The organism is Actinoallomurus sp. NBC_01490 (assembly GCF_036227085.1).
GTDB classification, from domain to species: Bacteria; Actinomycetota; Actinomycetes; order Streptosporangiales; family Streptosporangiaceae; genus Actinoallomurus; species Actinoallomurus oryzae.
The window spans coordinates 2,635,537-2,658,914 of sequence record NZ_CP109433.1 but is presented as its reverse complement, the minus strand read 5'-3'; the positions used below and the strand labels follow the sequence as shown (position 1 = coordinate 2,658,914).

General features: G+C 68.2%; 20 protein-coding genes and 1 pseudogene. 9 read left to right on the top strand and 12 right to left on the bottom strand.

Annotated elements, in window-relative coordinates:
* The first annotated feature begins 15 nt into the window (after window positions 1-15).
* Entirely contained in the window at window positions 16-1,347 is a 1,332-nt protein-coding gene (locus OG417_RS13005; protein ID WP_329254787.1) for an MFS transporter, read from the top strand.
* The gene (locus OG417_RS13000) at window positions 1,344-2,552 is read left to right on the top strand and encodes an FAD-dependent monooxygenase (protein ID WP_329254785.1); all 1,209 of its coding nucleotides are present in this window, start codon (window positions 1,344-1,346) and stop codon (window positions 2,550-2,552) included. Before OG417_RS13005 ends, OG417_RS13000 begins: the two co-directional genes overlap by 4 nt.
* A gap of 33 nt (window positions 2,553-2,585) precedes the next feature.
* Here OG417_RS13000 and OG417_RS12995 read toward each other — a convergent pair whose 3' ends face one another.
* Complete coding sequence (locus tag OG417_RS12995; RefSeq protein WP_329254782.1) at window positions 2,586-3,452, bottom strand: alpha/beta fold hydrolase; 867 nt, start codon at window positions 3,450-3,452, stop codon at window positions 2,586-2,588.
* A gap of 83 nt (window positions 3,453-3,535) precedes the next feature.
* On the opposite strand from OG417_RS12995, the gene OG417_RS12990 reads away from it, so the two are divergent.
* Window positions 3,536-4,039, top strand: coding sequence for a CGNR zinc finger domain-containing protein (locus OG417_RS12990; RefSeq protein ID WP_329254779.1), 504 nt, complete (start codon window positions 3,536-3,538; stop codon window positions 4,037-4,039).
* Window positions 4,040-4,114: 75 nt separating this feature from the next.
* On the opposite strand, the gene OG417_RS12985 is transcribed toward OG417_RS12990, so the two are convergent.
* From OG417_RS12985 to OG417_RS12970, 4 genes are all read right to left on the bottom strand, one after another.
* Window positions 4,115-4,783 carry a response regulator transcription factor gene (locus OG417_RS12985; RefSeq protein ID WP_329254777.1) on the bottom strand — a complete coding sequence of 223 codons (669 nt, stop codon included), beginning with the start codon at window positions 4,781-4,783 and terminating at the stop codon, window positions 4,115-4,117.
* Window positions 4,780-6,042, bottom strand: coding sequence for a sensor histidine kinase (locus OG417_RS12980; protein ID WP_329254775.1), 1,263 nt, complete (start codon window positions 6,040-6,042; stop codon window positions 4,780-4,782). The genes OG417_RS12985 and OG417_RS12980 overlap by 4 nt, the downstream gene beginning before the upstream one ends.
* A gap of 7 nt (window positions 6,043-6,049) precedes the next feature.
* Window positions 6,050-8,302 carry an MMPL family transporter gene (locus OG417_RS12975; RefSeq protein ID WP_329254773.1) on the bottom strand — a complete coding sequence of 751 codons (2,253 nt, stop codon included), beginning with the start codon at window positions 8,300-8,302 and terminating at the stop codon, window positions 6,050-6,052.
* Between the two features lie 303 nt (window positions 8,303-8,605).
* The gene (locus OG417_RS12970) at window positions 8,606-9,889 is read right to left on the bottom strand and encodes a hypothetical protein (RefSeq protein ID WP_329254770.1); all 1,284 of its coding nucleotides are present in this window, start codon (window positions 9,887-9,889) and stop codon (window positions 8,606-8,608) included.
* 57 nt (window positions 9,890-9,946) lie between these two features.
* On the opposite strand from OG417_RS12970, the pseudogene OG417_RS54285 reads away from it, so the two are divergent.
* The 3 genes and pseudogenes from OG417_RS54285 to OG417_RS12955 all read left to right on the top strand — a co-directional run.
* A pseudogene (locus OG417_RS54285) lies at window positions 9,947-10,348 on the top strand (ROK family protein); the annotation flags it as partial.
* On the top strand, window positions 10,312-10,794 hold the full coding sequence (locus OG417_RS12960) for an ROK family protein (RefSeq protein WP_329254764.1): 483 nt from the start codon (window positions 10,312-10,314) through the stop codon (window positions 10,792-10,794). The pseudogene OG417_RS54285 and the gene OG417_RS12960, both read left to right, overlap by 37 nt.
* Before the next feature lie 147 nt (window positions 10,795-10,941).
* Window positions 10,942-11,715, top strand: coding sequence for a GntR family transcriptional regulator (locus OG417_RS12955; protein WP_329237685.1), 774 nt, complete (start codon window positions 10,942-10,944; stop codon window positions 11,713-11,715).
* Between the two features lie 66 nt (window positions 11,716-11,781).
* Here the strand turns inward: OG417_RS12955 and OG417_RS12950 are convergent, their stop codons facing one another.
* The 5 genes from OG417_RS12950 to OG417_RS12930 all read right to left on the bottom strand — a co-directional run bounded on the left by OG417_RS12950 (window position 11,782) and on the right by OG417_RS12930 (window position 19,055).
* Window positions 11,782-12,336: a cysteine hydrolase family protein gene (locus OG417_RS12950; RefSeq protein WP_329254761.1), complete on the bottom strand. Its 555-nt coding sequence runs from the start codon at window positions 12,334-12,336 to the stop codon at window positions 11,782-11,784.
* Between the two features lie 133 nt (window positions 12,337-12,469).
* Window positions 12,470-13,114 carry a hypothetical protein gene (locus OG417_RS12945; protein WP_329254758.1) on the bottom strand — a complete coding sequence of 215 codons (645 nt, stop codon included), beginning with the start codon at window positions 13,112-13,114 and terminating at the stop codon, window positions 12,470-12,472.
* Between the two features lie 121 nt (window positions 13,115-13,235).
* Window positions 13,236-13,988: a DUF4190 domain-containing protein gene (locus OG417_RS12940; RefSeq protein WP_329254755.1), complete on the bottom strand. Its 753-nt coding sequence runs from the start codon at window positions 13,986-13,988 to the stop codon at window positions 13,236-13,238.
* A gap of 223 nt (window positions 13,989-14,211) precedes the next feature.
* Window positions 14,212-17,583 carry an AfsR/SARP family transcriptional regulator gene (locus OG417_RS12935; protein WP_329254752.1) on the bottom strand — a complete coding sequence of 1,124 codons (3,372 nt, stop codon included), beginning with the start codon at window positions 17,581-17,583 and terminating at the stop codon, window positions 14,212-14,214.
* Between the two features lie 536 nt (window positions 17,584-18,119).
* Window positions 18,120-19,055, bottom strand: a complete 936-nt coding sequence (locus tag OG417_RS12930; protein WP_329254747.1) for a LysR family transcriptional regulator — start codon at window positions 19,053-19,055, stop codon at window positions 18,120-18,122.
* A gap of 112 nt (window positions 19,056-19,167) precedes the next feature.
* On the opposite strand from OG417_RS12930, the gene OG417_RS12925 reads away from it, so the two are divergent.
* The 3 genes from OG417_RS12925 (at window position 19,168) to OG417_RS12915 (ending at window position 21,731) form a co-directional block, all read left to right on the top strand.
* Window positions 19,168-19,890 carry an aspartate/glutamate racemase family protein gene (locus OG417_RS12925; RefSeq protein ID WP_329254744.1) on the top strand — a complete coding sequence of 241 codons (723 nt, stop codon included), beginning with the start codon at window positions 19,168-19,170 and terminating at the stop codon, window positions 19,888-19,890.
* Window positions 19,891-19,983: 93 nt separating this feature from the next.
* On the top strand, window positions 19,984-20,745 hold the full coding sequence (locus OG417_RS12920) for a glucose 1-dehydrogenase (RefSeq protein ID WP_329254740.1): 762 nt from the start codon (window positions 19,984-19,986) through the stop codon (window positions 20,743-20,745).
* A 53-nt stretch (window positions 20,746-20,798) separates the two neighbouring features.
* Entirely contained in the window at window positions 20,799-21,731 is a 933-nt protein-coding gene (locus OG417_RS12915; RefSeq protein ID WP_329254736.1) for a GNAT family N-acetyltransferase, read from the top strand.
* Between the two features lie 50 nt (window positions 21,732-21,781).
* Here the strand turns inward: OG417_RS12915 and OG417_RS12910 are convergent, their stop codons facing one another.
* Both OG417_RS12910 and OG417_RS12905 read right to left on the bottom strand, forming a co-directional pair.
* Window positions 21,782-22,570, bottom strand: a complete 789-nt coding sequence (locus OG417_RS12910) for an SDR family oxidoreductase (RefSeq protein WP_329254734.1) — start codon at window positions 22,568-22,570, stop codon at window positions 21,782-21,784.
* Window positions 22,571-22,611: 41 nt separating this feature from the next.
* Window positions 22,612-23,244 carry a TetR/AcrR family transcriptional regulator gene (locus OG417_RS12905; RefSeq protein WP_329254731.1) on the bottom strand — a complete coding sequence of 211 codons (633 nt, stop codon included), beginning with the start codon at window positions 23,242-23,244 and terminating at the stop codon, window positions 22,612-22,614.
* Between the last annotated feature and the right edge of the window lie 134 nt (window positions 23,245-23,378).

The following is a 23,378-nucleotide window of genomic DNA, read 5'->3' as shown; positions in this document are numbered from 1 at the left end:
GGTGTCCTCGGCGTCTTGGCACTCGCCCTCGGCACCCTGCAGTCAGTGGTGGAGCCTGCGATCCCGCTGCTGCAACGTGAGCTGGGGGTCAGTCCCGCCGAAGGAGCGTTGGTCGGCAACGCGGTACTCGTCGCCGGCGCGGTCGTCGCACCCGTCGCGGGCAAACTCGGTGACCGCTACGGCGGAAAGCGGGTGCTGGTCGGGCTGATGGCCGTGGTCTCGGCCGGTGGCCTGCTGGCCGGCCTGGCGCCGAACCTGCCGGTGTTGTTGCTCGGTCAGGTAATGCAGGGCGTCATGGTGGGTGTGCTGCCCCTTTCGTTCATCCTGGTGCGCAAACACCTCCCGGCAGGAGAGTCACAGGCGGCGATCGGGGTGGTCGTGGCGCTGTTCACGGGCGGCGGCATGGTGGGAACGTCGATTGCCGGGCCGGTCGCGGAAGGACTGTCCTGGCACTGGATGTTCGCGCTGCCGACGATCGTGATCATCGCGGCGACGTTGGCCGTGACCCGGCTGATGCCGCATGATCCGCCGATCGAATCGGACGACAGGATCGACTGGCCCGGCGTGGTGCTGCTGAGCGGCACGTTGCTGGTGTTCATGATCGGGCTCGTGCGGGTGACGAGTGGCGGCCTGTCGCCGGTCGCGGCCGGTGTCATCGCGGTGGTCGTGACCGCCCTCGCGACCGGATGGGTCGTCGTCGAGCGCCGGGCGGCCTCGCCGATGGTCGATCTACGAATGCTGGCAAAGCCCGCAGTGTGGCATTCGTGCGTGCTCACCTTCGTCATCACCATCAGTTCCGGGATGGTGATCTTTCTACTCCCGCAGCTGTTCGCGGTATCGGCCGACGGATACGGCTTCGGAGTCGACACTACGGACATCGGACTGTACCTGTTGCCCGGCGCCATCGTCGGGGCGGCAAGCGACTCGGCCGGCGGGTTCGCGGCGCGGCGTTACGGTCCGCGTGCCGTGGTCATCGTGAGCGCGGTCGTCACGACGGCCACGATGATCGCCCTGGCGACGACGCACACCGCGGAATGGCAGCTGGTCCTCGCGAAGGTGCTGACCGCGTTCGCCGCGGGCGTCGGTACCACGGCGTTGCTCGCCGGCACCGCCACCGCCGTCGATGCCAGGGACACCGGCATCGCCACCAGCCTGCTCGTGGTGACACGCGTGATCGGCGTCGCCGTGGGCGCCCAGGTCGGCGGCGCGATCCTCGGCGCCGCGGCCGACCCGACGACCGGCCTGCCGACCGAATCGGCCTTCGTGACAGGTTTCGCCGTCGCCGGCCTCGTCGGCGCACTGTCACTGCTCGTTGTCCGCATCACGAAAAAAGGAGCCCAGGCATGACACGGATGGACGCAGGTAATACCGCCGAGCGCAAGGTTTTGATCTCCGGGGCCAGTATCTCCGGACCCGCGCTGGCGTACTGGCTGCACCGGTCCGGATTCGCGGTCACCGTGGTGGAGAAGGCAGGCGCACTGCGCGGCGGCGGCTATCCGATCGACATCCGTGGAACCGCCACAGAGGTGGTCCGGCGGATGGGGATACTGCCGCGACTGCAGGACGCGCACATCGACTCGCGTCGTTACACCTTCCTCAACGCCGATGGCAGCATCGCGGCCTCGGTCCCGGGTGCCGTTGCCGGCAATGCCGAGGGACAGGACCTCGAGGTACGTCGCGGGGATCTGGCCGCGGCCCTCTACGCGATCGTCCGCGACGACGTGGAATTCCTGTTCAACGATTCCATCGACACCCTCGACCAGTCCGAACAAGGAGTCGACGTTACTTTCCGCGGTGGGCTACGGCGCACATTCGACCTGGTGGTCGGCGCCGACGGTATGCATTCCTACACCCGGGAGGCCCTGTTCGGCCCCGAGGAACGGTTCCACCGCTACCTCGGCTACTGCTTCGCCATATTCACCATGCCGAACACCTTCGGGCTCTCCCGCGAGCTCATGATGTGGAACGCCCCGGGGAAAGCCGCAGCCCTCTACGCCGTCGGGGAAAACGACGAGTTGCACGCCTTCCTGAACTTCCACCGGCCAGAACCGCCGTTCGATGCCCTCCGGAACCCCGACGCCCAGCGGGACCTGGTCGCCAGGGTCTTCGCCGACGCGGGATGGGAGGTCCCCGGCATGCTCAGCGCGATGCGCGACGCGGATGACCTGTTCTTCGACACGGCCGGTCAGATCCGCATGCCCCACTGGTCCAGCGGCCGCGTCGCGCTCGTCGGCGACGCCGCGTACGCGCCCTCGTTCCTCACCGGACAAGGCTCAAGCCTCGCGCTGGTCGGCGCCTACACGCTCGCCCACTCCCTGGCCACGAACCGGGACCACACCGCGGCCTTCGCCGCCTACGAACGCAACATGCGCGCGTTCGTCGGCGTGAATCAGGCGCTGGTCGACAACGGTGCGGCCACGCTCTTCCCCACCACGCCCCAGGCCCTGGAGCAACGCAACACCATGCTGCGCAGCCTCGTCACCATGCCCTCCGCGACGACACGACCGGAGCACTCGGCCATTACGCTGCCCGAATTCGCGCCTATGTCGTGACCTGCTACTCCCGCAGCGTCTCGCTGCCCGGTTTCAGCGACCGGCCGGGACGCGGCGGTCGAGGAAGTCGTGGATCAGTTCGGCGACCTCGTCGCCGGCGCTCTCCAGCAGGAAGTGGCCGCCGTCCAGGAGGTGGACCTCGGCGTCCGGAACGTCGTCGGCGAAGGCGCGGGCGCCCGCGGGAGCGAAGATCTCATCGCCCCGGCCCCAGACCGCCAGCACCGGCGGCCGGTGGGCGCGCAGGTACTCGTGCAGGGCCGGGTACAGCGGCGGGTTGGTGGCGTAGTCGCGGAACAGCGCGAGCTGGATCTTGTCGTTGCCCGGCCGGGACAGCAGCGCGACGTCGTGGTGCCAGGTGTCCGGGCTCACCAGACTCTCGTCCGGCACGCCCGTGAGGTACTGCCAGCGGACCGCCTCCTGGGTCAGCGCCGTACGGATCCCGCTCTCGTCCTCCGGGTCACGGTGGTAGGCCCACACGGTCTCCCAGAACTCCGGTACGAAGCCGGCCTCGTAGCCGTTGCCGTTCTGCGTGACGATCGCGGTGATCGCTTTCGGGTCGGCCAGGGCCAGCCGCCAGCCGATCGGGGCGCCGTAGTCCTGGACGTAGATGGCGTACCGCGTCACGCCCAGCTGGTCGAGCAGCCCCGCGGTCAGCTCGGTGAGCGCGTCGAAGGTGTAGTCGAACTCCTCGGTGGGCGGGGCGTCGGACAGCCCGAAGCCGAGGTGGTCCGGGGCGATCACGTGATACCGGTCGGCCAGCGCGGGGATCAGGCCGCGGAACATGAACGAGCTCGTCGGGTAGCCGTGCAGCAGCACGAGCACCGGGGCGTCGGCGGGACCGGCCTCCCGGTAGAACAGCCGCCGGCCCTGGACGGTCGCGTAGCGGTGGTGAACCATCATTAGTAACCCCCTTAGATTGTTTTGCTGGTTAGAACCTAAGCATGCGATGATGTAACCTGTCAATGCAGCTTTGGAGGTTAGAGATGAGCGAGGCCGACGAGACCCTCCTGCTCGATCTCCTGAACACCACACCCGTCATCGACGGCGTGCCCCGCGACGACCTGGCCGACGCCGAGGCCGGGCGGCGCTGGCTCGCCGCCCACGGGGGGCCGGTGTCGGAGGAGGAGTGGCGAGAGCTCCGGGACGTACGTCCGGCGCTTCAGGCCGTCGTACGCGGTGACGCGCCTCCGTCGGCGCTGGCGCGCTTCGTGACCGGCGTGAGCCGGCGCGCGTCGTTCGCCGACGAGGGCATCGAGTGGACCCTCGACCTACCCGACGGCCGGTCCACCGCCGTACGAGCCGTGCTCGCCTGGGACGCGCTGCGAGTCTCGGCCCCCGGCCGCCTGCGCCCCTGCGCGAACACAGAGTGCCGGCTGTTCCTGATCGACCGCAGTCGCCCGAACAACGCCCGCTGGTGCTCGATGGCCGTCTGCGGCAACCGCATGAAGGCCCGCCGCCACTACCAGCGCACCCGCACGGCCGACTGACCGCGGCGCTCGGTGCGGCGAGCCCGGGCCGCGAACTCCGCGAACCCGGTATCGGACTACGACAGGCGGTCGGTGTCAGTTCGGGGTGGCGTGGGCCAGGCCCGTCTGGTAGGCGATGACGACGAGTTGCGCCCGATCGCGGGCGTCCAGCTTCGTCATGGCGCGCTGCACGTGGGCGCGGACGGTGAAGGGGCTGAGGAACATCCGCTCGGCGATCTCCTGGTTGGAAAGGCCGGTCGCGACCAGAGCCACCATCTCGCGTTCGCGCGGCGTGAGCACGGCGAGCCGTTCGGGGTCGTGTGGTGGGACGTCGGGTGTGGCCAGGAAACGGGTGACCAAGGAGCGGGTCGCGGCGGGCGACAGAAGAGTGTCGCCGTCGGCTATCGTACGCACGGCGTCCAGCAGGTCATCGGCCCCGATGCCCTTGCCGATGAAGCCGCTGGCCCCCGCGCGCAGCGCCTGAGCGACGTACTCGTCGGTCTCGTACGTGGTGAGGATCAGGATGCGGCTGGCACGCAGTTCCGGGTCCGCGCAGATCTCCGACGTGGCGGTGAGACCGTCCACCTCGGGCATACGGATGTCCATGATCACCACGTCCGGGCGCAGTTCCCGGGTGAGTCTCACCGCCTCCCTGCCGTCGGCGGCCTCGCCGACCACGGTGATGTCGGCGGCGGAGTCGAGAAGCAGCCGGAAGGCACCGCGCAGCAGGGCCTGATCGTCGGCGAGCAGCACCCGGAGCGTCACGGCGCATCCCCGGTCTCTGCGTCGATGGTCGTTGCTCCGTCCGCCCTCCGCGTCATGTCCTTGGCGGGCGGGAGGGGCAGCTGGGTGGAGACGAGGAATCCGCCCTCCGGCCGCCTGCCCGCGGAGAGGTGTCCCCCGACCGCGGTGGCGCGTTCACGCATCCCGATGAGACCGTAACCGGGCGGACGGTGCGCCGCCGTGGACGCGACCGGCGCCGTACGGACGCCCCGTCCCTCGTCGGCGACGGTGATGGTCACGTGATCACGATTCCAGGCGAGGTGCACCCGAGCGCTACCGGTACCGGCGTGCTTGGTCACGTTGGTCAAGGCCTCCTGGATGATGCGGTAGGCGGTGAGGTCCACTCCCGGCGGCAGCGGTCTGGCCGTGCCCTCCTGGTGCACCGAGACCTCCAGATTCGCGCGGCGGAATGACTCGAGAAGCGTGGGAAGCCGGGACAGCCCGGGCGCCGGGTCGGCGGGCGTGGCCGCGTCCCCGGACTGACGCAGCAGACCGACCGTGGCCCGCAGGTCGTCGAGCGCGTTGGCGGTGGTCTCGACGAGCTCTTTCAGGCTCTTGCGGGTCTGCTCCGGGCGGGCGTCGAAGAGGTGGGCGGCGACCGTGGCCTGCGCGTTGGCCAGGGTGATCTGATGGGCCACGAGGTCGTGCAGTTCCCGGGCGATGCGCACCCGTTCCTCGGCCACTCTCCGGCGCGCCTCGCTGTCCCGGCTCTTCTCGGCCCGCTGGGCCCGCTCCTCCACGGCCGCCAGGTAGGCCCGCCGGTTCTGCACCGAGTAACCGAGCAGGGCGGCCACCAGCGGAAACGCCGCCACCGCTCCCACCCTGCTCACGTCCTTCCACGACAGGGCCCCGAACAAGGGCGTGGAGGCGACCAGCAGCGCCACGGAGCTGAGCGACACCGCGACCACCGCGTACCGCTCGGCGCGCGCCGTGAGCGAGTAGGCGGTGATCAGAGCGGGAGCCACGATGAGCGGGCTCAGCAGGAGACCCAGCGGTGGCACCAGCACACCGCACACGGTCGTGGCCGCCATGACGGCCAGGGGCGCCCGGTGCCGCACCGGCAGCACCGCACAGGACACCACCGCGATGAGGTAGCCGGCGGCCGACGGCGGTGACAGCGTGCTGCCGTCGGCCTGCACCACGCCGCCGAGCAGGCAGAGCACGAACGCCGTCCCCGTGACCGCCCCCTCCCGCCACCACGTGCCACGCGGTCGCGGGTCACCGCCATCCGTGTTCGTCATGGCCGGCTCAGTGCCGACGGACGGCGAACGGCCGCACCGCCGCGTCCGGTACGGTCGCGGAGACCGGGGCATGCCTGCCCAGCGCCTCACCCTCGATGTCCACATTCGGCAGCATGCGGTTCAGGATACGAGGCAACCACCAGGCCCGGTGGCCGAGCAGTGCCAGGACCGCGGGGACGATCGCCATCCGGACCACGAAGGCGTCGAAGAGGACGGCGGCGGCCAGGCCGACGCCCATCGTCTGGATGGTCGGGCTGTTCATCCCGGCGAATCCGGCGAACACGCTGATCATGATGATCGCCGCCGCGGCCACCACACGCCCACTGTGCCGGAAACCGCTGACGATCGCCTCGCCGGGAGACGCGCCGTGGACGTAGGCCTCCCGCATCCGCGAGACCAGGAAGACCTCGTAGTCCATGGCGAGGCCGAACACTATTCCGATGATGATGATCGGCATCAGCGACATGACCGGTCCGGTCTGCTCGATGCCGAGCAGGTCTGCCGCCCAGCCCCACTGGAAGACGGCGACGAGGACGCCGAAGGCGGCACCCACCGACAGGAGGAAGCCGAGCGCGGCCTTGACCGGGACCAGGATCGAGCGGAAGACCACCATCAGCAGGAGCACCGCCAGGCCGATGACCACGATCAGATAGGGGATGAGGGCGTCGGACATGGCTTCGGAGATGTCGATGTTCATCGCGGTGGTGCCGGTCACCAGGATGCCGGCGCCCGTGTCCGCCTCGACGCCGGAAACCGCGCCCCGGATCGAATGCACCAGGTCCTTGGTCTCGCCGCTGTCCGGCGCGGTCTTCGGGACGACGGTGAAGACGGCCGTGTCCTTGGCCCGGTTGAAAGCCGGATCACCGACCGACGCGACGCCGTCCACTCCCCGTACCGTCTTGACGGCCTGGTCCGTGGTGGCCCGGGTGTCCGCGGAGTCCGACGTGTCGACGACCACGGTCAACGGGCCGTTGAAGCCGGGGCCGAAGCCTTCTGACAGCAGGTCGTAGGCACGGCGCTCGGTGGTCTTCACCGACTTGGACTCGTCTCCGGGCAGCCCGAGTTCCAGGCGCAGCGCCGGTAGGGCGACCGCGCCGAGACCGAGTCCGGCGATCAGCAGTACGGCCACCGGCCGCCGCAGCACGAACCGCGCCCAGCGGGTGCCGAGCCCGGGCCGGCCGGCCGCGGTGGGCACCCGGTGCGGGCGCTCGTTTCCCGGCCGGCGATACGAGGACGCCTTGCGGACGGCTCGGGGCAGTACCCGCCGGCCGAAGAAGCCGAACAGCGCGGGGACCAGGGTCAGTGCGACGAGTACGGCAAGGGCCACCGCGCCCGCACCGCCCATGCCCATCTTGGTGAGTTCGGGGATGCCGACGACCCCCAGCCCGACCAGGGCGATGGAGACGGTCGCGCCGGCGAAGACGACGGCCGATCCGGCCGTGCCCACCGCCCGGCCGGCGGCCTCCTCCGGCTCGCTGCCCTGGGCGCGCTCGTCGCGGAAGCGGGAGGTGATGAAGAGCGCGTAGTCGATGCCGACCGCCAGCCCCAGCATCAGCGCCAGGATGGCGACGGTGGACGACAGGCCCAGCGGCACGGCCAGCGCGGAGACCAGGCCGAAGGCGATGCCCACCCCCGAAAAGGCGGTCAGCAGCGACAGTCCGGCCGCGACCAGCGACCCGAGGGCGAGGATCAGCACCACCGCCGCCACCACCACGCCGATGAGCTCGGTCGTACCGCCCGGTTCCTCTTCCGTGTCCAGGGCCGAGCCGCCGATCTCCACGGTCAGCCCCGCGTGCCGGGCCTGGCTCGCGGTGTCCTGGAGGGCGCTCTTCGTCGCCTCGGTCAGGTCGACGGCGTCCGCGGTGTAGGTGACCGTGGAGTAGGCGATGGTGCCGTCCTCGCTGACGGCACCGGTCTCATAGGGGTCGGTCGCCGACGCGACCTGGGCGCCTCCGTCCAGCGAGTCGAGCGTGTGCTCGACGACCGCCCTGTTCTCCCTGGCCGTCACCCGCTGCCCGTCCGGGGCCTTGAACACCAGGCGGGCCTCGGCCCCCTGGGAGTTGCTCTCGGGGAAGCGCTCGTCCAGCAGGTCGAACGCCTTCTGCGACTCGGTGCCGGGCATGGAGAGGTCCTCTTCCTCCCCGGCCGGCGCCAACGCGGCGGCGGCCACGGCCAGCACCAGGGCACCCAGCCACACACCAGCTACGAGCCGGCGTCGCCGGAAGGCCCACCGTCCGAGCCGGTATAGAGTCTTCGCCACTTGTTGATCACTCCAGACGCCGTTTGGGCAAGGGGAATGCGCGAGATTCACGCGCTTCCAACACTTCCCTCCGGCGCCCGGCGTGGGCATCGTCTCCCGCCGCCGTCTTCCCCTGGTGCACCCGGACCAGCCACGCGCATCTCCTGGTGCCTACGCACTACATGCCGACCCGGGCTCAACGGCCGACCGGGACCGTCCGGTCTTCGATGTAACTCCTTGATCACTCGACCGTGATCTTGGTCGCTGCGATCGACCCGGTGAAGAAGGAGGCGTCCGCGAGGCCGGTGGTGCCCTTGCCGAGCGTCATGGAACCATTGACGACCGGCAGGTAGCCGCCGTCGCGGCCGTGTGCGAGCCGACGAACGCCGTGCTCGCGTCGAGCGCCAGGTCGGCCGGCGGCGCCGGTTGCGTGGGCACCAACGGCAGTACGTTGATGGTCACCGTACGTGTGGGTTGCGAGTCGCCGAGGGCGACCCCGAGCGTGTGCTCACCGGGCCGGCACACGGTGGTGGCGAGCCCGACCGGCACCACGCCCTCGGAGTGTCGCTTGAAGGAGATCACGCTCTCCGGTGTGGTGAACCCGATGCCCTTGGCGAGTGCCCGGTCGTCGGTCTGGGCGGGCTTGCCGTCGACGTACAGCCGGACCCGCGGGTCATCGAGGTAACCCGCGCCGCCCGTGTTGACGACGTTGGCCGTGACCTGGAACAGGTCGCCGGCCCGGACCGTCGGGTGGGCCGTCGCGGTGTCCTCGACCCGGGCCTTCGGCGGGGACGTCATCTTGTGGTAGCTCGCCAGGTAGTCGGAGACCGCACGGGCGAAGGAGTACGCCGGGGCGGGATCCTGCTGTTTCCAGCCGATCTCGATCGTGGCAGGTCCGGTCAGCTTGGGGAGCGTGATGCGGTCGCCGCTGAACGTGTGGAGGCTGTGCCCGTTCACGGTGACCGCGGTCACGGCGTCGTTCTGCGGGATGCCCACGACGGTGCTCTTCGGCGCGTCTCGCGTGGGCGGGTCGAGGTGCATCACCGCCCCGCCGTCCGCGACGTCGATGGTGTAGGCGAGGTGGCCGAAGTCGGTGTCGCCGGCGAACTGGACGCGCCGGCCGGGCTTCGCCCACTGGGGCGCCCATACGTTGGCCAGGTGCAGCGTGCCGTCCTGGCCCTCGAACGCGAGCATGTCGTGGAGCGTGGTGAGGTACTTACCGGAGAACTCGCCGTGCGGCATGGTGTCCGTCTGCGAGCCGTGGCGTCCCCACCGCTCATAGGCTCGCATCGCTTCCGCGGCCATGTGGGTGCCCGAGGTGTGGATCAGCATCCCGTAGAGGTACTGCAGCGCCTCCGACTGGTCGCCGCGCCGGACATGGGTGATCCCGATCGAGGACGTCGTGTAGCTGTGCAGAAGGTTCTCCATGCCGCCTTCCGGGTAGCCGAAGATGCCTTCGAACGTCTGCTCGTCCCACACCTTCAGGCTCTTGGTCACCCATGGGTCGTCGGGAGAGAAGGCGCCGGTCGGCCATGCGGCTTCCAGGTTGCCCCAGTCGATGCCGTACACGTCGCCGTACCAGCCCACGCGGACAGCGGCGGCCTTCACGCCCGGGCCGAGGCCGGCTACGTACTGGGGATCGACATAGGACCCCACCAAACCGCGGTGATCGTCGCCGACCTGCACGGCCGATCGGTCGCGACCACCCGGCGATCCACGTCATCGGCGCACGACCAGCATCAACTGCTGGCAGCGGTGCGCTCAGCGATCGAGACGGCGCTGGAGCAGGCAGGCGTGACCGAGCAGGCGGTTCTGTCGGTCGCGGTCGGCAGCCCGGGCATCATCGACCGGCGAGCCGGCACCGTCGTACGGGCACCGGGGTTGCCAGGATGGACGGCGCTCGACCTCGGCGAGGAGCTTGGGCGTTTCTTCCGTTGCCCGGTACTTCTCGACAACGACGTCGACCTCGCCGTGCTCGGGGAGCGTTGGCGCGGCGTCGCCCAGGACACCGACGACGTCGTGTTCGTCCTGTGGGGAGAGCGCGTCGGCGCCGGTATCTGCATCGACGGAGAGGTACACCGTGGCAAGGCGGGCGCTGCCGGCGAGATCGGATACCTCACCGTCCTCAGCAACGATGCCGCCGTCGCGGAACCAGACGACGAAGGACGAGGGCCGTTCGAGCGGAGGTCGGGGCCCGCGCGATCATCCGCCTCGCACACGAACTGGCGGCCAGGCCGGGACACACGTCGTCGCTCGCCGGCCGGCCGACGCTCGACGTCCCGACGGTATTCGCGGCCGCGGCCGCCGATGATCCGGTCGGGCGGAAGGTGGTGGATACCGTCGCCGCCCGCCTCGCCGCCGGCCTGGCTCCGCTACTGCTGGTACTCGACCCGGACATGCTGGTCATCGGCGGTGGGATCTCCCGCGCCGGCGCGCGGATCATCGACTCCGTGGCCGCCCACCTCCGCCGGCTCCTGCCGAACCCCGAAACCGCCCGAGACGGCGCTGACTGACGGGGAGAATCCAAGGGACTGAGGCGGAACGCCGCATACAAGCGGTCTAGGTGATTGAGATATCAACTTGGTCTGCGAACCTCGGCAGATGCGCCCGTGGACAGGAGGTTCTGCCGTATCAACGCTCCGCAGTGGCATACTGTCGTGGTGCGCGATATCCATCCCGTGATCATGGGAGCGCCTCATATCCCCGCGCTGCTGCTGGCCGGCGCGGAAGAGACCGGCCTCGACCGCACCACTCGGGCATACAGGGCGATCAGGCGCCAGATCATCGACCTGACGCTGCCGCCCGGCAGCAGCTTCAGTGAGGCATCGCTCGCGCAGCAATGGCGCATCAGCAAGACGCCGGTGCGCGAGGCGCTCGCGCGGTTGAGGCGCGATGGGTTGGTGGATGCGCTTCCGCGCGCGGGCTACGTCGTCAGCCCGATCACCCTCCAGGACACCGACGATCTTTGCGCCTTGCGGACGCTGCTCTCCTGCGAGGCCGCCGCCGCGGCGGCACGCCGAGGCGTCGAGGCGCCGGCGCTCGAACGGCTCGAAGTGCTGTCCAAGGTGCACTTCGCGCTCGCAGCGGGCGAAGTGGAACTCGAGGAGGCGCTGCGGGCCGCGATGGAGTTCGAGGCCATCATCGCCAACTTCAGCGGCAACAACCGTTTCGGTAAGGCGATCATCGACGTGCTCGACGAGTTGGAGCGGGTCCTGCGGATGGCCGCGTTGATCGCTCCCGAGGCCGCGAGCCCGCCCGGGGAACTCGAGGCCATCTTCGAGCGACTGCGCGCGCGGGATGCGGACGGCGCCCACGAGGCCATGCGCAGGCGCTGTGAGCGCGTACGTCGCGACGTGCTCCAGGTCCTGGCGAAGAGCCACTCCGTCAGCAGGGCGCACATTGAGATTCCGGCGTCGTCGCTCCCCCCGGCCTAGATGCGCGTCTGCCGGAGCTTGGTCACACCGGGGTGCGGGTTCTCTGCTTGAGGCGTTCACCATGGCTCATCGTGGTTCTCCGGGCCAACCGGCACAGGACACGACCTCGAATCCCCGGCTGGGGAAGACCGCGTCCATGAAGAAGTCGTGCATGGCCGGGTCACCATCGGCGCAACCGTCCCGCAGCACGGTCACCTCATAGCCACGGTCTGCCGCGTCGTAGCACGTCGCAGCCACCATTGCGCTGGTCGCGACTCCGGCGATCGCGAGAGTGTCGACGCCGCCCGCGCGGAGCACAAGGTCAAGATCTGTGCCGGCGAACGCGCTGGCGCGGCGTTTCATCACGACGACGTCCTCGTCGGCGACCGGCAGATCGATCTCGGTTCCGGCCGATCCCTCGTGGAAGGCGTCCCCGGCATCAAAGAACGTCCTCAACATCGCGTTGCCCGGCGGCAGGTCGGCTCCGTTGACCCGGACGGCGAAGTGCACGAACACAACGAGAGCACCGGCCGCGCGGGCGCGCGGGAGCAGCTCGGTGAGCGGCGCCACGACTTGCCTGGCGAACGGGTAGCCGCTCGTGATGCCCTGCTGGACGTCACCGATGATCAGTGCGGTGGCCATGACAGGTTCCCTTCCAGCTTCTCCATCCGAAAAGCTGGGATCACAGTAGAAGCAGTCTGGGATATCAGCAAGCGGGTATCCACATCCCATGGCACCCACGGCGGCCGGCCCTCGCGTAGCCGCCCCGGTCGGATCAGGCCGCGGTCGGCGCGGTGACCTTGAAGGGCTTGTCGTACTCGGTGAAGTCAACGGCATCGCGCCGGTCCTTCACCGAGCCGAAGCGGAGCGGATACGGATTCCCGGTGGTCGCGACGTACAGCCGGCTGCCGGAGTAGCGAACGCTGATGGCCGGAACTCCTCCCACCTTCGCCGGTTCGCCCTTCACCACCCGGCCGGACGGCTTCATCAAATCGGCGAACCCGACCGTGGTGAAGAACAAGCCGTGAGCGGCCGCCTGCCGTGACGAGCCGGCCAACTTCCACGTCTGACCGTAGCGGGCGTAAACCTTCCTGTTCACCTGACGTATCTCGAAGGTCCTCATGCCGCCGGCGAGCGGGCCACGGACGGTACCCGTGAACGTCGTGCGCGCGGAGCGAAGGTTGATCTGAATCATCTGCCCGCCGCTCCGCATGCGACCCTTGAGACGTACGGCCCTGGCGTCCTTCAGCGCGGCCAGCGCCTCGCGCGCGATTACCGACGCCGGCTTCGCCGCCACACCATTATCAACGGGGGCGGCAGAGGACGGCGCGGCGGATGGCGAAGCGGCGGCTTTCTCGCCGTTTTCATCTCCCTTGTTCTCCGATCCCGATGAGCTCTTGCACGCTCCAGTCATCAGCATGGCGGTAGCCGCCGCGGCCAGTGCGACAGCCCGCCGAGTCGATGATGTATTGAGCATTTTTCCTCCGCCTCCTGGCGCATTTCGATGCTGGAGAAGATGTTCCGTCACCCACGCTGGGGGGTTAGCTCCGGATCGGGCGGGTGAGCTTCCTGCCCTCCGTGACGTGCTCGGCGAGGCAGGTGACGCCATGATCCCCTCCCCGCCAGGCCTCGACCGTGGGGTAGTAGTCGGTGATCGTGAGTACGTCGGCGGCCGGATCGCGCTCGATCTTCTTCTCGGCGAGTTGACTGCAGAGTGTCCGGGCCTTCTGCCGTATCTGGGCTTCGGAGGGCAGAATCAGGCCGTGCAGCGTCCCGATGGCCATGACCTCACCGTCGTGGGGTTGGTCACATGGGACCACCTTGAGGCTGTCCACCGCGCCGGTGCCGGCGTCGTTGATGCATTGTCCGACGCGCATCTTCTGAATTTCGGTCTTCTTTGGCGCGGTATGGGTCGGCTTGGGGGTCGTGATACCACCCGACGCGGAAGTCGGACCGGAGTCAGGAGAGACGATGACGCCGACCACGGCGATCACTGTCCAGACGCAGAACAGGACGATGCCGGTGATGGCCATTCCGCGACCGCGTCCGCCACGCTGCTTGATTTGGCGAAGCGCGACAATGCCGAGGATAAGTCCGATGAACGAGACGCATCCCAGGATCCCAGTTATCAGACTCCCGATGGCCAGGCCATTGACCTTGTCGCTCGACGATCGGTGGAGCGGGGGGCCCGGCCGCTGCGGCGGGACGCCCGGTCCGAACGCCTGCTGTTCTCCGTAATTATGCTCAGGAGCCGAAACATCTTCGGAATGGAAGGAATCAGGTGGATATGTCATGCCGGAGGATTATGCCATGCCCATGTCCACCTTATGACCACAATCAAGGAATGAGTCATTGCGATGGCATAGTCGACACTATCGGAACAATAATGGCGGACAGCCCTACAATCACCCCATAGAATCGCCATAAGAGAGCTATAACGCGCCTACACGTGACCGACTGGCGCCCTGAGCTGGGCTCGGATCGCCGCGAACGAGACCTGCCCGTCCAGACCTCGCCCTAGCGTGGCCCGTAGGGCGGCTGATCGGATCGAGGATCCTTTGCCTCCAGGCCCGCCCCGAGATCGGATGGCTCAAGCAGGCGCCGAATGCGGTCGATCGCCGAGCGGTGGTTCGTCTGCTGGTAGGCCCTCAACGCCATCCGGTAGTAGAAGAAGGCCTCGTCGGGATCGACGATCCTGGCCAGTGCCTCAGCCGCCTTGCCCTCGAGCAGGCGAAATCGATGCTCCCGTGTGATCACTAGCGCGCGGCGACCGGAGGATCGAAAATCCTCCTGGTTGGAACCAGCGTGGTGACTCTCGGTCCGGCTTATCAGCACGTACGCGATATCCCAGGCCACGCCGACTTGCTCGGCGATCTCCAGAGCCTTGCGCTGATACTCGTATCCGTCATCATGCCGACCGGCGGCCAAGCAGGCTCGCGCCACCGCGTCGAGCGCGATGGCCCGCACTCTTCGATCTCTCGCCGAATCGGACAACATCACCGCCAGCTCCGCATTACGCAGGGCCTGCTCGCGGTCTCCCATCTCGCCGTTCACGCGGCTCAGCCCGGCGAACGTCTGCACCTGCCGCCCTGTCGCTCCGATGTGCTCGCAGAGGCCCAGCGCCTTGGTGTAGCACCGAGACGCGCCGGCCAGGTCACCCAGTTCGTGCAGCGTTGCTGCCAGCTCGGTCAGGCAAATGGCCTGGCCGAACACCCTCCCGGTCTTCTCGTAGAGCGCGTAGGCGCGTTCCTGATGCTGCAGCGCCTGGCCCAGATCGCCGTACCACCAGTGCGCGGAGCCGAGAACGGCGTCGGCCGCGGCCTGCGCGTTCGGCCGGTCGAGTTCGTTGTGCAGTTCGAGGGCGCGACGAGCCAGGTTGGCGGCCCCGTCGAAATCGCCGAGCTGCTGACGCGCGCCACTGAGATGCGTGCTCGCCTCCGCGACTCCGTCCGGCCAGCCGCACTCGCAGCTCGCGTCCAAGGCCTGCTCGAGGTCATGTACGGCCAGATCCGGCTTGCCGAGGACGAGCCGGGCGACGCCGAGGCTCATGTGCATCGTCGCTTGGGCCAGCCGGTCCTCGGCGCGTTCGGCGGCGTCAAGCCCTCGCCGGCCCAGCTCCAGCCACTCTTCCCGGTAGATCCCCACTCTCAGGAACGGCCGCAGTGCGTCCATGATCCGCCAGGCGAACGGCCGCGGACCGTTCGTGATGCAGTAGGAGACGGTAGCGATGATGTTGTCCAGCTCGGCCTGGAGCCACTCCAGGGCCGCAGCGGTGTCCCCCAAATCGGCGGCGGCCAACGCGGCTCGGGCGGACGACTCCGGGGAAAACGGGAAGGTGCTCGTACTGATCGTCGCCCCTGCGGCGTTCGCGCCATGCAGGTAGTAGGCGAACGCGGCGTGTTTTGCCCGCTGACGATCTTGTGGCGTCTCTTCGTGCTCGGCACGGTCTGCCGCATACAGCCGTACCAGGTCGTGGAAGCGGTAATGGTTCGCGCCCTGGTGTTCGATCAGGTGGGCGGCGGTGAGGGCGGTCAGATCCTTGGTGGCGACGGCGATATCGCGGTCCATCATCGCTGTTACCGCCCGAGGCGTGAAGGTCGGTCCGGGAAGCAGGCTGAGGAGCCGGAACATCCGCTGCTGCTCGGATGGAAGCGACTGGTACGACAGCCGAAACGCCGCTCCCACGGCTCCTTCACGATCTCCGTCGACGGCGAGCTGGGTGAGCCGATTCCCCTGGCTCAGCGCGACGACCATGCCGGCGATCGTCACCGCCGGGCTGCCGACGATGTTGGCCGCGGCGATGCGTAGCGCCAACGGTAGATACCCGCACAGCCGTGCCAGATCGTCGGCGGCTCCCGGCTCGGCCGCCAGACTCTCGGCGCCCAGGACGTGCAACAGGACTTCACGGGCGCCCTCCCGGCTGAGTGCCGCGAGTGGCAGCGGGGCCGCGTCGTTGCGTACGACGAGATCGCTCAGGCGAAATCTGCTGGTGATCAGCACGACCACGCCATCGTGTCCGGGCAGCAGGGGACGGACCTGCTCGGCGGTACGCGCGTCGTCCAGAAGCAGCAGGATCCGCCTTCCCCTGATCGCGGATCGATACAGCTTCGCCCGCTCATCGAGGCCTTCAGGGATCCGGGTGGGATCGACGCCGAGGCTCAGAAGCAGCTGCGCCAGGGCCGCGGCGGGCTCCACCGGATCTCGCTTCGGGTTGAACCCGCGGAGGTCTACATAGAGCTGGCCGTCAGGGAAGGCGTCCACTACGGTGTGCGCCCAACGTACCGCCAACGCGGTCTTACCGACGCCTGCGGTACCGCTGATGACCCAGACGTTCGCCGGAGCGGGAACCAGCCCTGGTCGGTCGGCTGCGAGGCTCGTGCTGAGCGCGGCCAGTTCTCTCCCGCGCCCGGCGAATCCCCGGACGTCGTGGGGTACCTCGGCGGGTTTGACCCAGCTCCGATCGGTCGTGAATCCGCTCCGGTCGCCGGAGTCGCGTCTCCCATCCGGCGGTACGGCCGGAGAAGGCGGTCCTTCTTCCCGCGTGCCCGACGCCGGCGCAGGGGGGTCGCCCGGACCTTTCTGCCGCAGCCTGGCCGAATCTCCGCACTCCACCAGCGGCCAGGTGATGGAAAAGTCCTCGTTCAGGATGGCGGCGTGCAGCCGCTGCAGCTCAGGGCCCGGCTCGATCCCCAACTCCTCGACCAGGATCGTCCGCGCCCGCTGGTAGGCATCCAGTGCCTCGCCCCGCCGCCGTGCCCGGTGCAGTGCGAAGATGAGCTGTTCCCAGATGGGCTCGCGCAGCGGCTGGGTCTCCGCCGCCCGCCGCAACTCACCGACCAGCCGTTCGTGGTCTCCTTGGGACAGACACACGTCGATCCAGTCGCTCCACACCTGCTGGAATCGCTCCTCGAGCTCCGTCAGGCGTGGGGCCACGAGGTCACTGAGCGAAACGTCGGACAGGGGACTCCCCCGCCACAGCGCCACGGCGCCCGCGAGCTCCCGCTCGGCAGCGGTGAGATCTCCGTGCGCGGCGGATCGGCGGCCTCGCTCCGCCATGTCGGCGAAGACCAGGAGGTCCAACTCAGCCCGGTCGACCGTCAGGGAGTAACCGCTCCCCCGCGTCTCCAGCCGGAACGCCTGGTCAGGCGTAACGCTCTTGAGCGCTCGCCGAAGCCCGGACACATAGGTATGGACGTTGGCAACGGCTGAATGCGGGGGCCTGTCCCAGAGTGCGGCCGTAAGCCGGTCCCGAGAAACGGTCATGTTCGCGTCCAGCAGGAGCACGCCGAGCACCGCTCGTTGCTTGCCGGGCAGACGGATGAGTCGATCCGCCTGTCGCACCTCCAGGGAACCCAGCACGGCAAAGGTGATTCCTTCGGCATCCGACACGACGGAGCACCTTCCCTCTAGCCGTCCCCTTGGTCTTGGTCTGGAGAAAAGCCGTTCCCGGAAGCACCACCAGGACAAAGGCTCGGCGCGACCTACCCGTATTCCGCAGCGACGGACAGATGAGCATTGATCAGTTGATGTCGCTGCCGACCAATGAAGTGTCGTCGGTTGCGCTACGGCAATCGGCACGGCGGCTGTATATGCAGACATGTTTCCGCATAAGAGTCAGCGCCACAATCGCGACGGTAGCATGATCCATCCCCGGAGACTAACCTGCAACCGCCGGGCGAACGGCACCATGCAGGCCGAAGTGCTGGTCAACTCGGACCGGGAGGTCGGAGGCCTGCGGCGGCTGATCGCCTCGATCAACCGCCACCCCGGCGAGGACGACGACATCGCGGGCGGTACAGGAACTCAGCGCCGCCGAGACCCATTGCGCCTCGTTGGACCATCTCGCCTCGCACGTTATAACGAACTGTCAGCCGGCAAATCAGATGGCGGACATTCGCCGGCCATCGATTTCCGCCCGTCAATATCTATGACTGTAGCCCGGCGATTCCTGCGGGAGCCTCGGGTCTTTCATCGCCAGGCCGAGGCTGCACGGCGTTCAGGGCGGTCATGAAACGGGTGAGGAGGGGGCTCATGTCCCCGGCTCGCCAGACCAGATGCAAGGTGGTGGCGGTACCCGCGAGTCGTCGAGGTGTCACGCCTTCCCGGTGCAGGACTCGATAGGAGTCGGCCATCACGGCGGCACCGAAACCGGCGGCGACCAGCGCGAGGATCGTCTGAACGGTCCGTCCTCGTGCGCCGATGCGTGGCACGATCCCGGCATGGTGGCACAACGAGGTGATCTCATCATGCGCATGGGGCGCGGATTCGCGTGGCCACAGCACCAGGGAGATCTGGCCGAGTACGGACACCGGTGCCGGCTCACGGGTCCTGGCGAGCGGGTGCCCGGCCGGCAGGAAGAGGGCCAACGGCTCGCGCGCCCAGACCCGTGTGGCGAGGCGAGCGTCGCGGACCGGTAGCCGCTGCACTGCCACGTCGAGGCTTCCGTCAAGGATGCCGGCCGACATCTCGGCGTCGTCGAACAGTTCCACCAGGGACAGGTCGACGTCGGGGAGTTCGGCTCGCAGCCGGCCGAGGGCGTCTCCCAACGCGCCATTGATTCCGGACCCGGCGAACCCCACCGTCAAACGACCGGTCTTGCCCTCGGCCGCCAGCCGTACGTCGTTCAGGGCGGCTTCGGCATCGGCCAGCATGTGCACGGCACGCCGGAGCAGCGCCTCGCCCGCGGCGGTCGGAATGAGGCCGCGGCCGGCGCGTACGAAGAGTTCGGCCCCCAAGCGTCGTTCCAGGTCACGTAGCTGCCGGCTCAGGGTCGGCTGGGTCAGCAGGAGGCGGCGGGCGGCTCCGCTGATGGACCCCTCTTCGGCGATCGCGACCACATAACCCAGCAACCGTAGATCCATCCATACCTCCACAGCATGGGCGTCATATCACCCGATGCCTCACAGTAGGCACGTGGAGATCCCCCGGTAAAGAATGAAGTCGTCCCGATCCCCGGACAATGCCGGAGCCGTCGTGAAACATCTCGGAGTTCTCGCTCACAGCACGGGGGGAGCCGCCCTTTGCTTCCTCACCTTCTGCGAGGAGGGATTCCACCGGACCGGCCGCAACGAACATCCCGACGTCACCATGGACTACATCGCCTTCGGATACAGCATGCCCGCCTGGGACGCGGGGGATCACGCGAGCGTCCGGGCCACCCTGGCCACCAGCGCGCAGCGGCTCGCCCAGGCCGGCGCCGACTTCTTCGTATGCCCCGACAACACCGCCCACATGGCTCTGGAGGTGCCGGGACCGGACCTCCCCCTGCCGGGCCTGCACATCGCCGAGGTCGTCGCGGACCAGGCCGCGACCGAGAGGCGCGCACGCGTGGGCGTGCTGGGCACCAGGTACACGATGGACGGCCCGCTGTACCCGCGTGCGCTCGCCGCCCGCGGGATCGCCGCGGAACTGCCGGACGCCGACGACCGCCACCTCGTCAACGAGATCATCTTCACGGAACTGGTGAACGGCGTGATCAGCGACTCGTCGCGCCAGACCTACCTCCGCGTCATCGAACGGCTGGCCGACCGAGGCTGCGACGCGATCGCGCTCGTCTGCACCGAGATCCCGTTGCTGATCACACCCGACGTCTCACCCCTGCCGACATTGGATTCAACCCGCCTGCTGGCCCGAGCGGCCTACGACGTCGCCGTGGGCGAGCGGGCGATGCCCGACTGGCGCGGCGGCCCTGCCTGAGCCTGAGACGCAACAGAGCATGGGATGCCAGATTTTGAACTTGCTGCGGCTTATCCACATGGATAAAGTTATCCACACGGATAACTTCCTCTGATGATTGAAGGGTTGAGGATGGGAACGTTGCAGGGTAAGACGGCCGTGGTCACCGGAGGCTCCAGAGGAATCGGCCGGGCGATCGTGGAGCGGCTCGCACGCGAAGGCGCACACGTCGTGTTCAGCTATGCGAAGGACAAGGACCACGCCGTCGAAGTCGAGCAGAAGGTTTCACGAGCCGGCGGCAAGGCTCATGGCATCCAGGCCGATTTCACCGATCCGGTCAATGCCGAACGACTCATGGAGCAGGCCGATGACCTACTCGATGGCCTCGATATATTGGTGAACAACGTGGCCCTGGCCTTCACCCCGACAACGATCGCCGATACCGACGAAGGTCTTTATGACCAGGTCATGGCAGCCAATACGAAGTCGACCTTCCTGACCATACGTTACGCTGCGAGGAATATGCGTGATGCGGGACGTATCATCAATATTTCCACCGTGAACACGGTACGGCCGGCCCCTGGTATAGCCATGTACACCGCAAGCAAGGGTGCGATCGAGCAACTCACCGCGGCAGCCGCGAGGGAATTGGGATCGCGCAGCATCACCGTGAACACCGTGTCACCGGGATTCACCGATACCGATCTTCTGCGCGGCAGCAACAGTGAACAGGCGCTCGCGCAGATTCCTCGCCTCACTCCGCTCGGCCGAATCGGACAGCCGGCCGACATCGCCGACGTCGTCGCCTTCCTCGCCGGGCCGGACGGTCGTTGGCTCACCGGCCAAAATCTGCATGCCAATGGCGGTTTCGCGTAGCGCAAATATCCGAGGCGTTGTTCTCTGGGGCTACGAGTTGTGAGAGTTGGCAGATGATGAACGATTTTCCGGAGGGCTTGACCGTGCGCCGCCCGACGGCCATGGATCACGCGCGGGTGCTCGCGGTGCTCGATCGTTGGTGGGGCGGGTTCGGGGGTGAGGCGGGGTCGACGGAGCGGGCGCTGTTGTTGCCACGGCTCTTCTTTCAGCATTTCGCCACGACCAGTTACTTGGCCGAACGGCCCGACGGTGACCTCGCCGCCTTCCTGATCGGTTTCTTCTCGCAGAGCGATCCAGCGGTGGCCTACATCCATTTCGTCGGTGTCGATCCGGCCCTGCACGGGCGCGGTATAGGCACCGCCCTCTACCGAGCTTTCTTCGAGCAGGCGCGTACGCATGGTCGCCGTCACGTCCATTGCATCACCAGCCCTGGCAACACCACGTCTCGCGCGTTCCACGGCCGGCTCGGCTTCGAGATGCTGTCCGGGGCACCGGGCGTCGATGGCCTGCCGATCCAACCGGACTACGACGGCCCCGGACTCGACCGGGTCGTCTTCGCGCTCGATCTCGCTCAGCCGCAGGCCGGCGGCCAGAGCGACGAGCGCGTCGCAGCCCGGCCCGCACTGCGCCTGACGGTCCTGCCGACGGTGTTCGCCGTCGAGCACCTCGCGGATCACCGTCACCCCCGTGACGACTCTTGGCACGCACTCGTGCGCACGTCCGAGGGGCTTACCGTGATCAGAGAGGCATCCGGGCAAACGGCCCCGGCGGACCGCTGGATCGGCATCTATGACGCCGACGCGGGACACGGCCTGGATGTCCCTGGTCTCCTGGCATCCGTTATCCAGCCGCTGGCCGAGTCCGCAGTACCGGTATTCGTCGCCTCCACCTACCAAGCCGATCTGGTATTGACGCCCGAGCCGCAGCGCGACCGCGCGGTCACCGCCTTGCAGGCCGCCGGCCACGAGATCGTCGCCCCCGCTTAGCCTGTCTGAATGGTCTGATGGCTGCCTTGAGCCCGTGAGATCGGTGGTCGTCAGCGCCAATGAAGATCTCCTAGCATCGTGGCTTCCGCACCCCCGTCGGCGAAGATGATCTGTCCGGTGACGAAACGGTTGTCCGCGTCGGCGAGCCAGCAGATGAGCTCGCCGACCCACTCTGGCCGCCCGGGAAAGCCACCGAACGGTTGCGGCGCCGCGGTCTCCACGGCGGTGCGCACGTCTTCGCTCGCCAGGATCCAGGCGGCGGCAGGTGTGTCGACGACGCCGGGTGCGACCGCGTTGAGGGCGATGCCGGCCCCCGCCCATTCGGGCGTCGGGGCGGCTCTGCGCACCCAGCGATTCAGCGCGCGCTTGGCGATGCCGTAGGCACCGGTGGGTCCACCGATGGACGGCTCCGCGTCGACGAGGGCGACGGCGGCGGCCTCGTCGCCGTCAAGGCACGCCTGCACCACGCGCTCGGGCGCGGGCGCCAGCGAAGAAGTCGACGACACGGCCACGGCCCGGGGTGCCTCGCTCTGCGCGAGCAGCGGTCGTAGCCCTTCGAGCGTCGCGACGGTACCGAAGTAGTTCGTCTCGAGAAGCCCCGTTCTGCCGCCCCCGGCGATGGCGAGCACCGCGTCGATGGGCGCACGCTCGGTCACCTGGTCGACCAACGCCTGCCGGCCGGCAGGCGTGGACAGGTCCGCCTGGATGTCGGCCTCGCCGAGGTCACAACCGATGACCTCGGCGCCGCGCTCGCGGAGCAGCGCCGCGGTCGCGGCCCCGATGCCCGACGCCGAGCCGGTCACGACGTACGTACGCCCGGCGACCCCTGTGTACGTCATCAGGTTCCTTTCGTGTTTCCGTCCCGACTCGCACTTGCGTGTCAGGACTCTTCTCGCGTGCAGCGGTCGAAGAGTTCGACCAGTTCGCCGGCGCATACGCCGGGGTCGAGGCCGGCGGACAGCAGCGTGGCCGTGCTGTCGATCGAGGCTCTCAGCGCCGCCGCCATGACCTGCGGGTCGAATGAGCGGAAGGCACCGGTGCGCTGTCCGTCGGCGAAGAGGCGGGCCAGCCGGTTCACCGACTCGATGTGGTGCCGCTCCCAGTCGCCCAGACCGCCGTTGAGCAAGATCTGCCGGAGCGCCCGCACCTGCGGCGTGTGGTCGGCGATGAACGCCACATTCGCCCGGATGACGGTGGCGAGAAGTTCGCGAGCGCCGGTCGCGGCCTCGATGGCGGACCGCATGAAGGTCTCACCGTCGGCGACGATCTGGTCGGCGACGGCCGCGAACAACGCGTCTTTGCTGGAGAAGTGGTAGGTGATCAACCGCTTGCTGCTGAGCCCGGCCTCCTGGCAGATGGCCTCGAAGGTGGTCGTCTGGTAGCCGCGTTCGGCCAGCAGAGCGATCGCGGCACGGATGATCTGCTCCCTGCGAGCCGCCGTCGCCGCCTGACGGGTGGTCATGACCATGGCGCCGCAGCGCCGTACCGCGATGTCGCCGCCGATGAGCGCCACGACGCCAAGCGTGGTGATCGGGACGACGCCCGCAGCGTCGAAGAGGGCGCGAACGCGCCATAGAGGTTATTATCCATGCGGATAACGTTATCCGCATGGATAATACATGGCAAGCAATTGCCAGGATGCCGGAC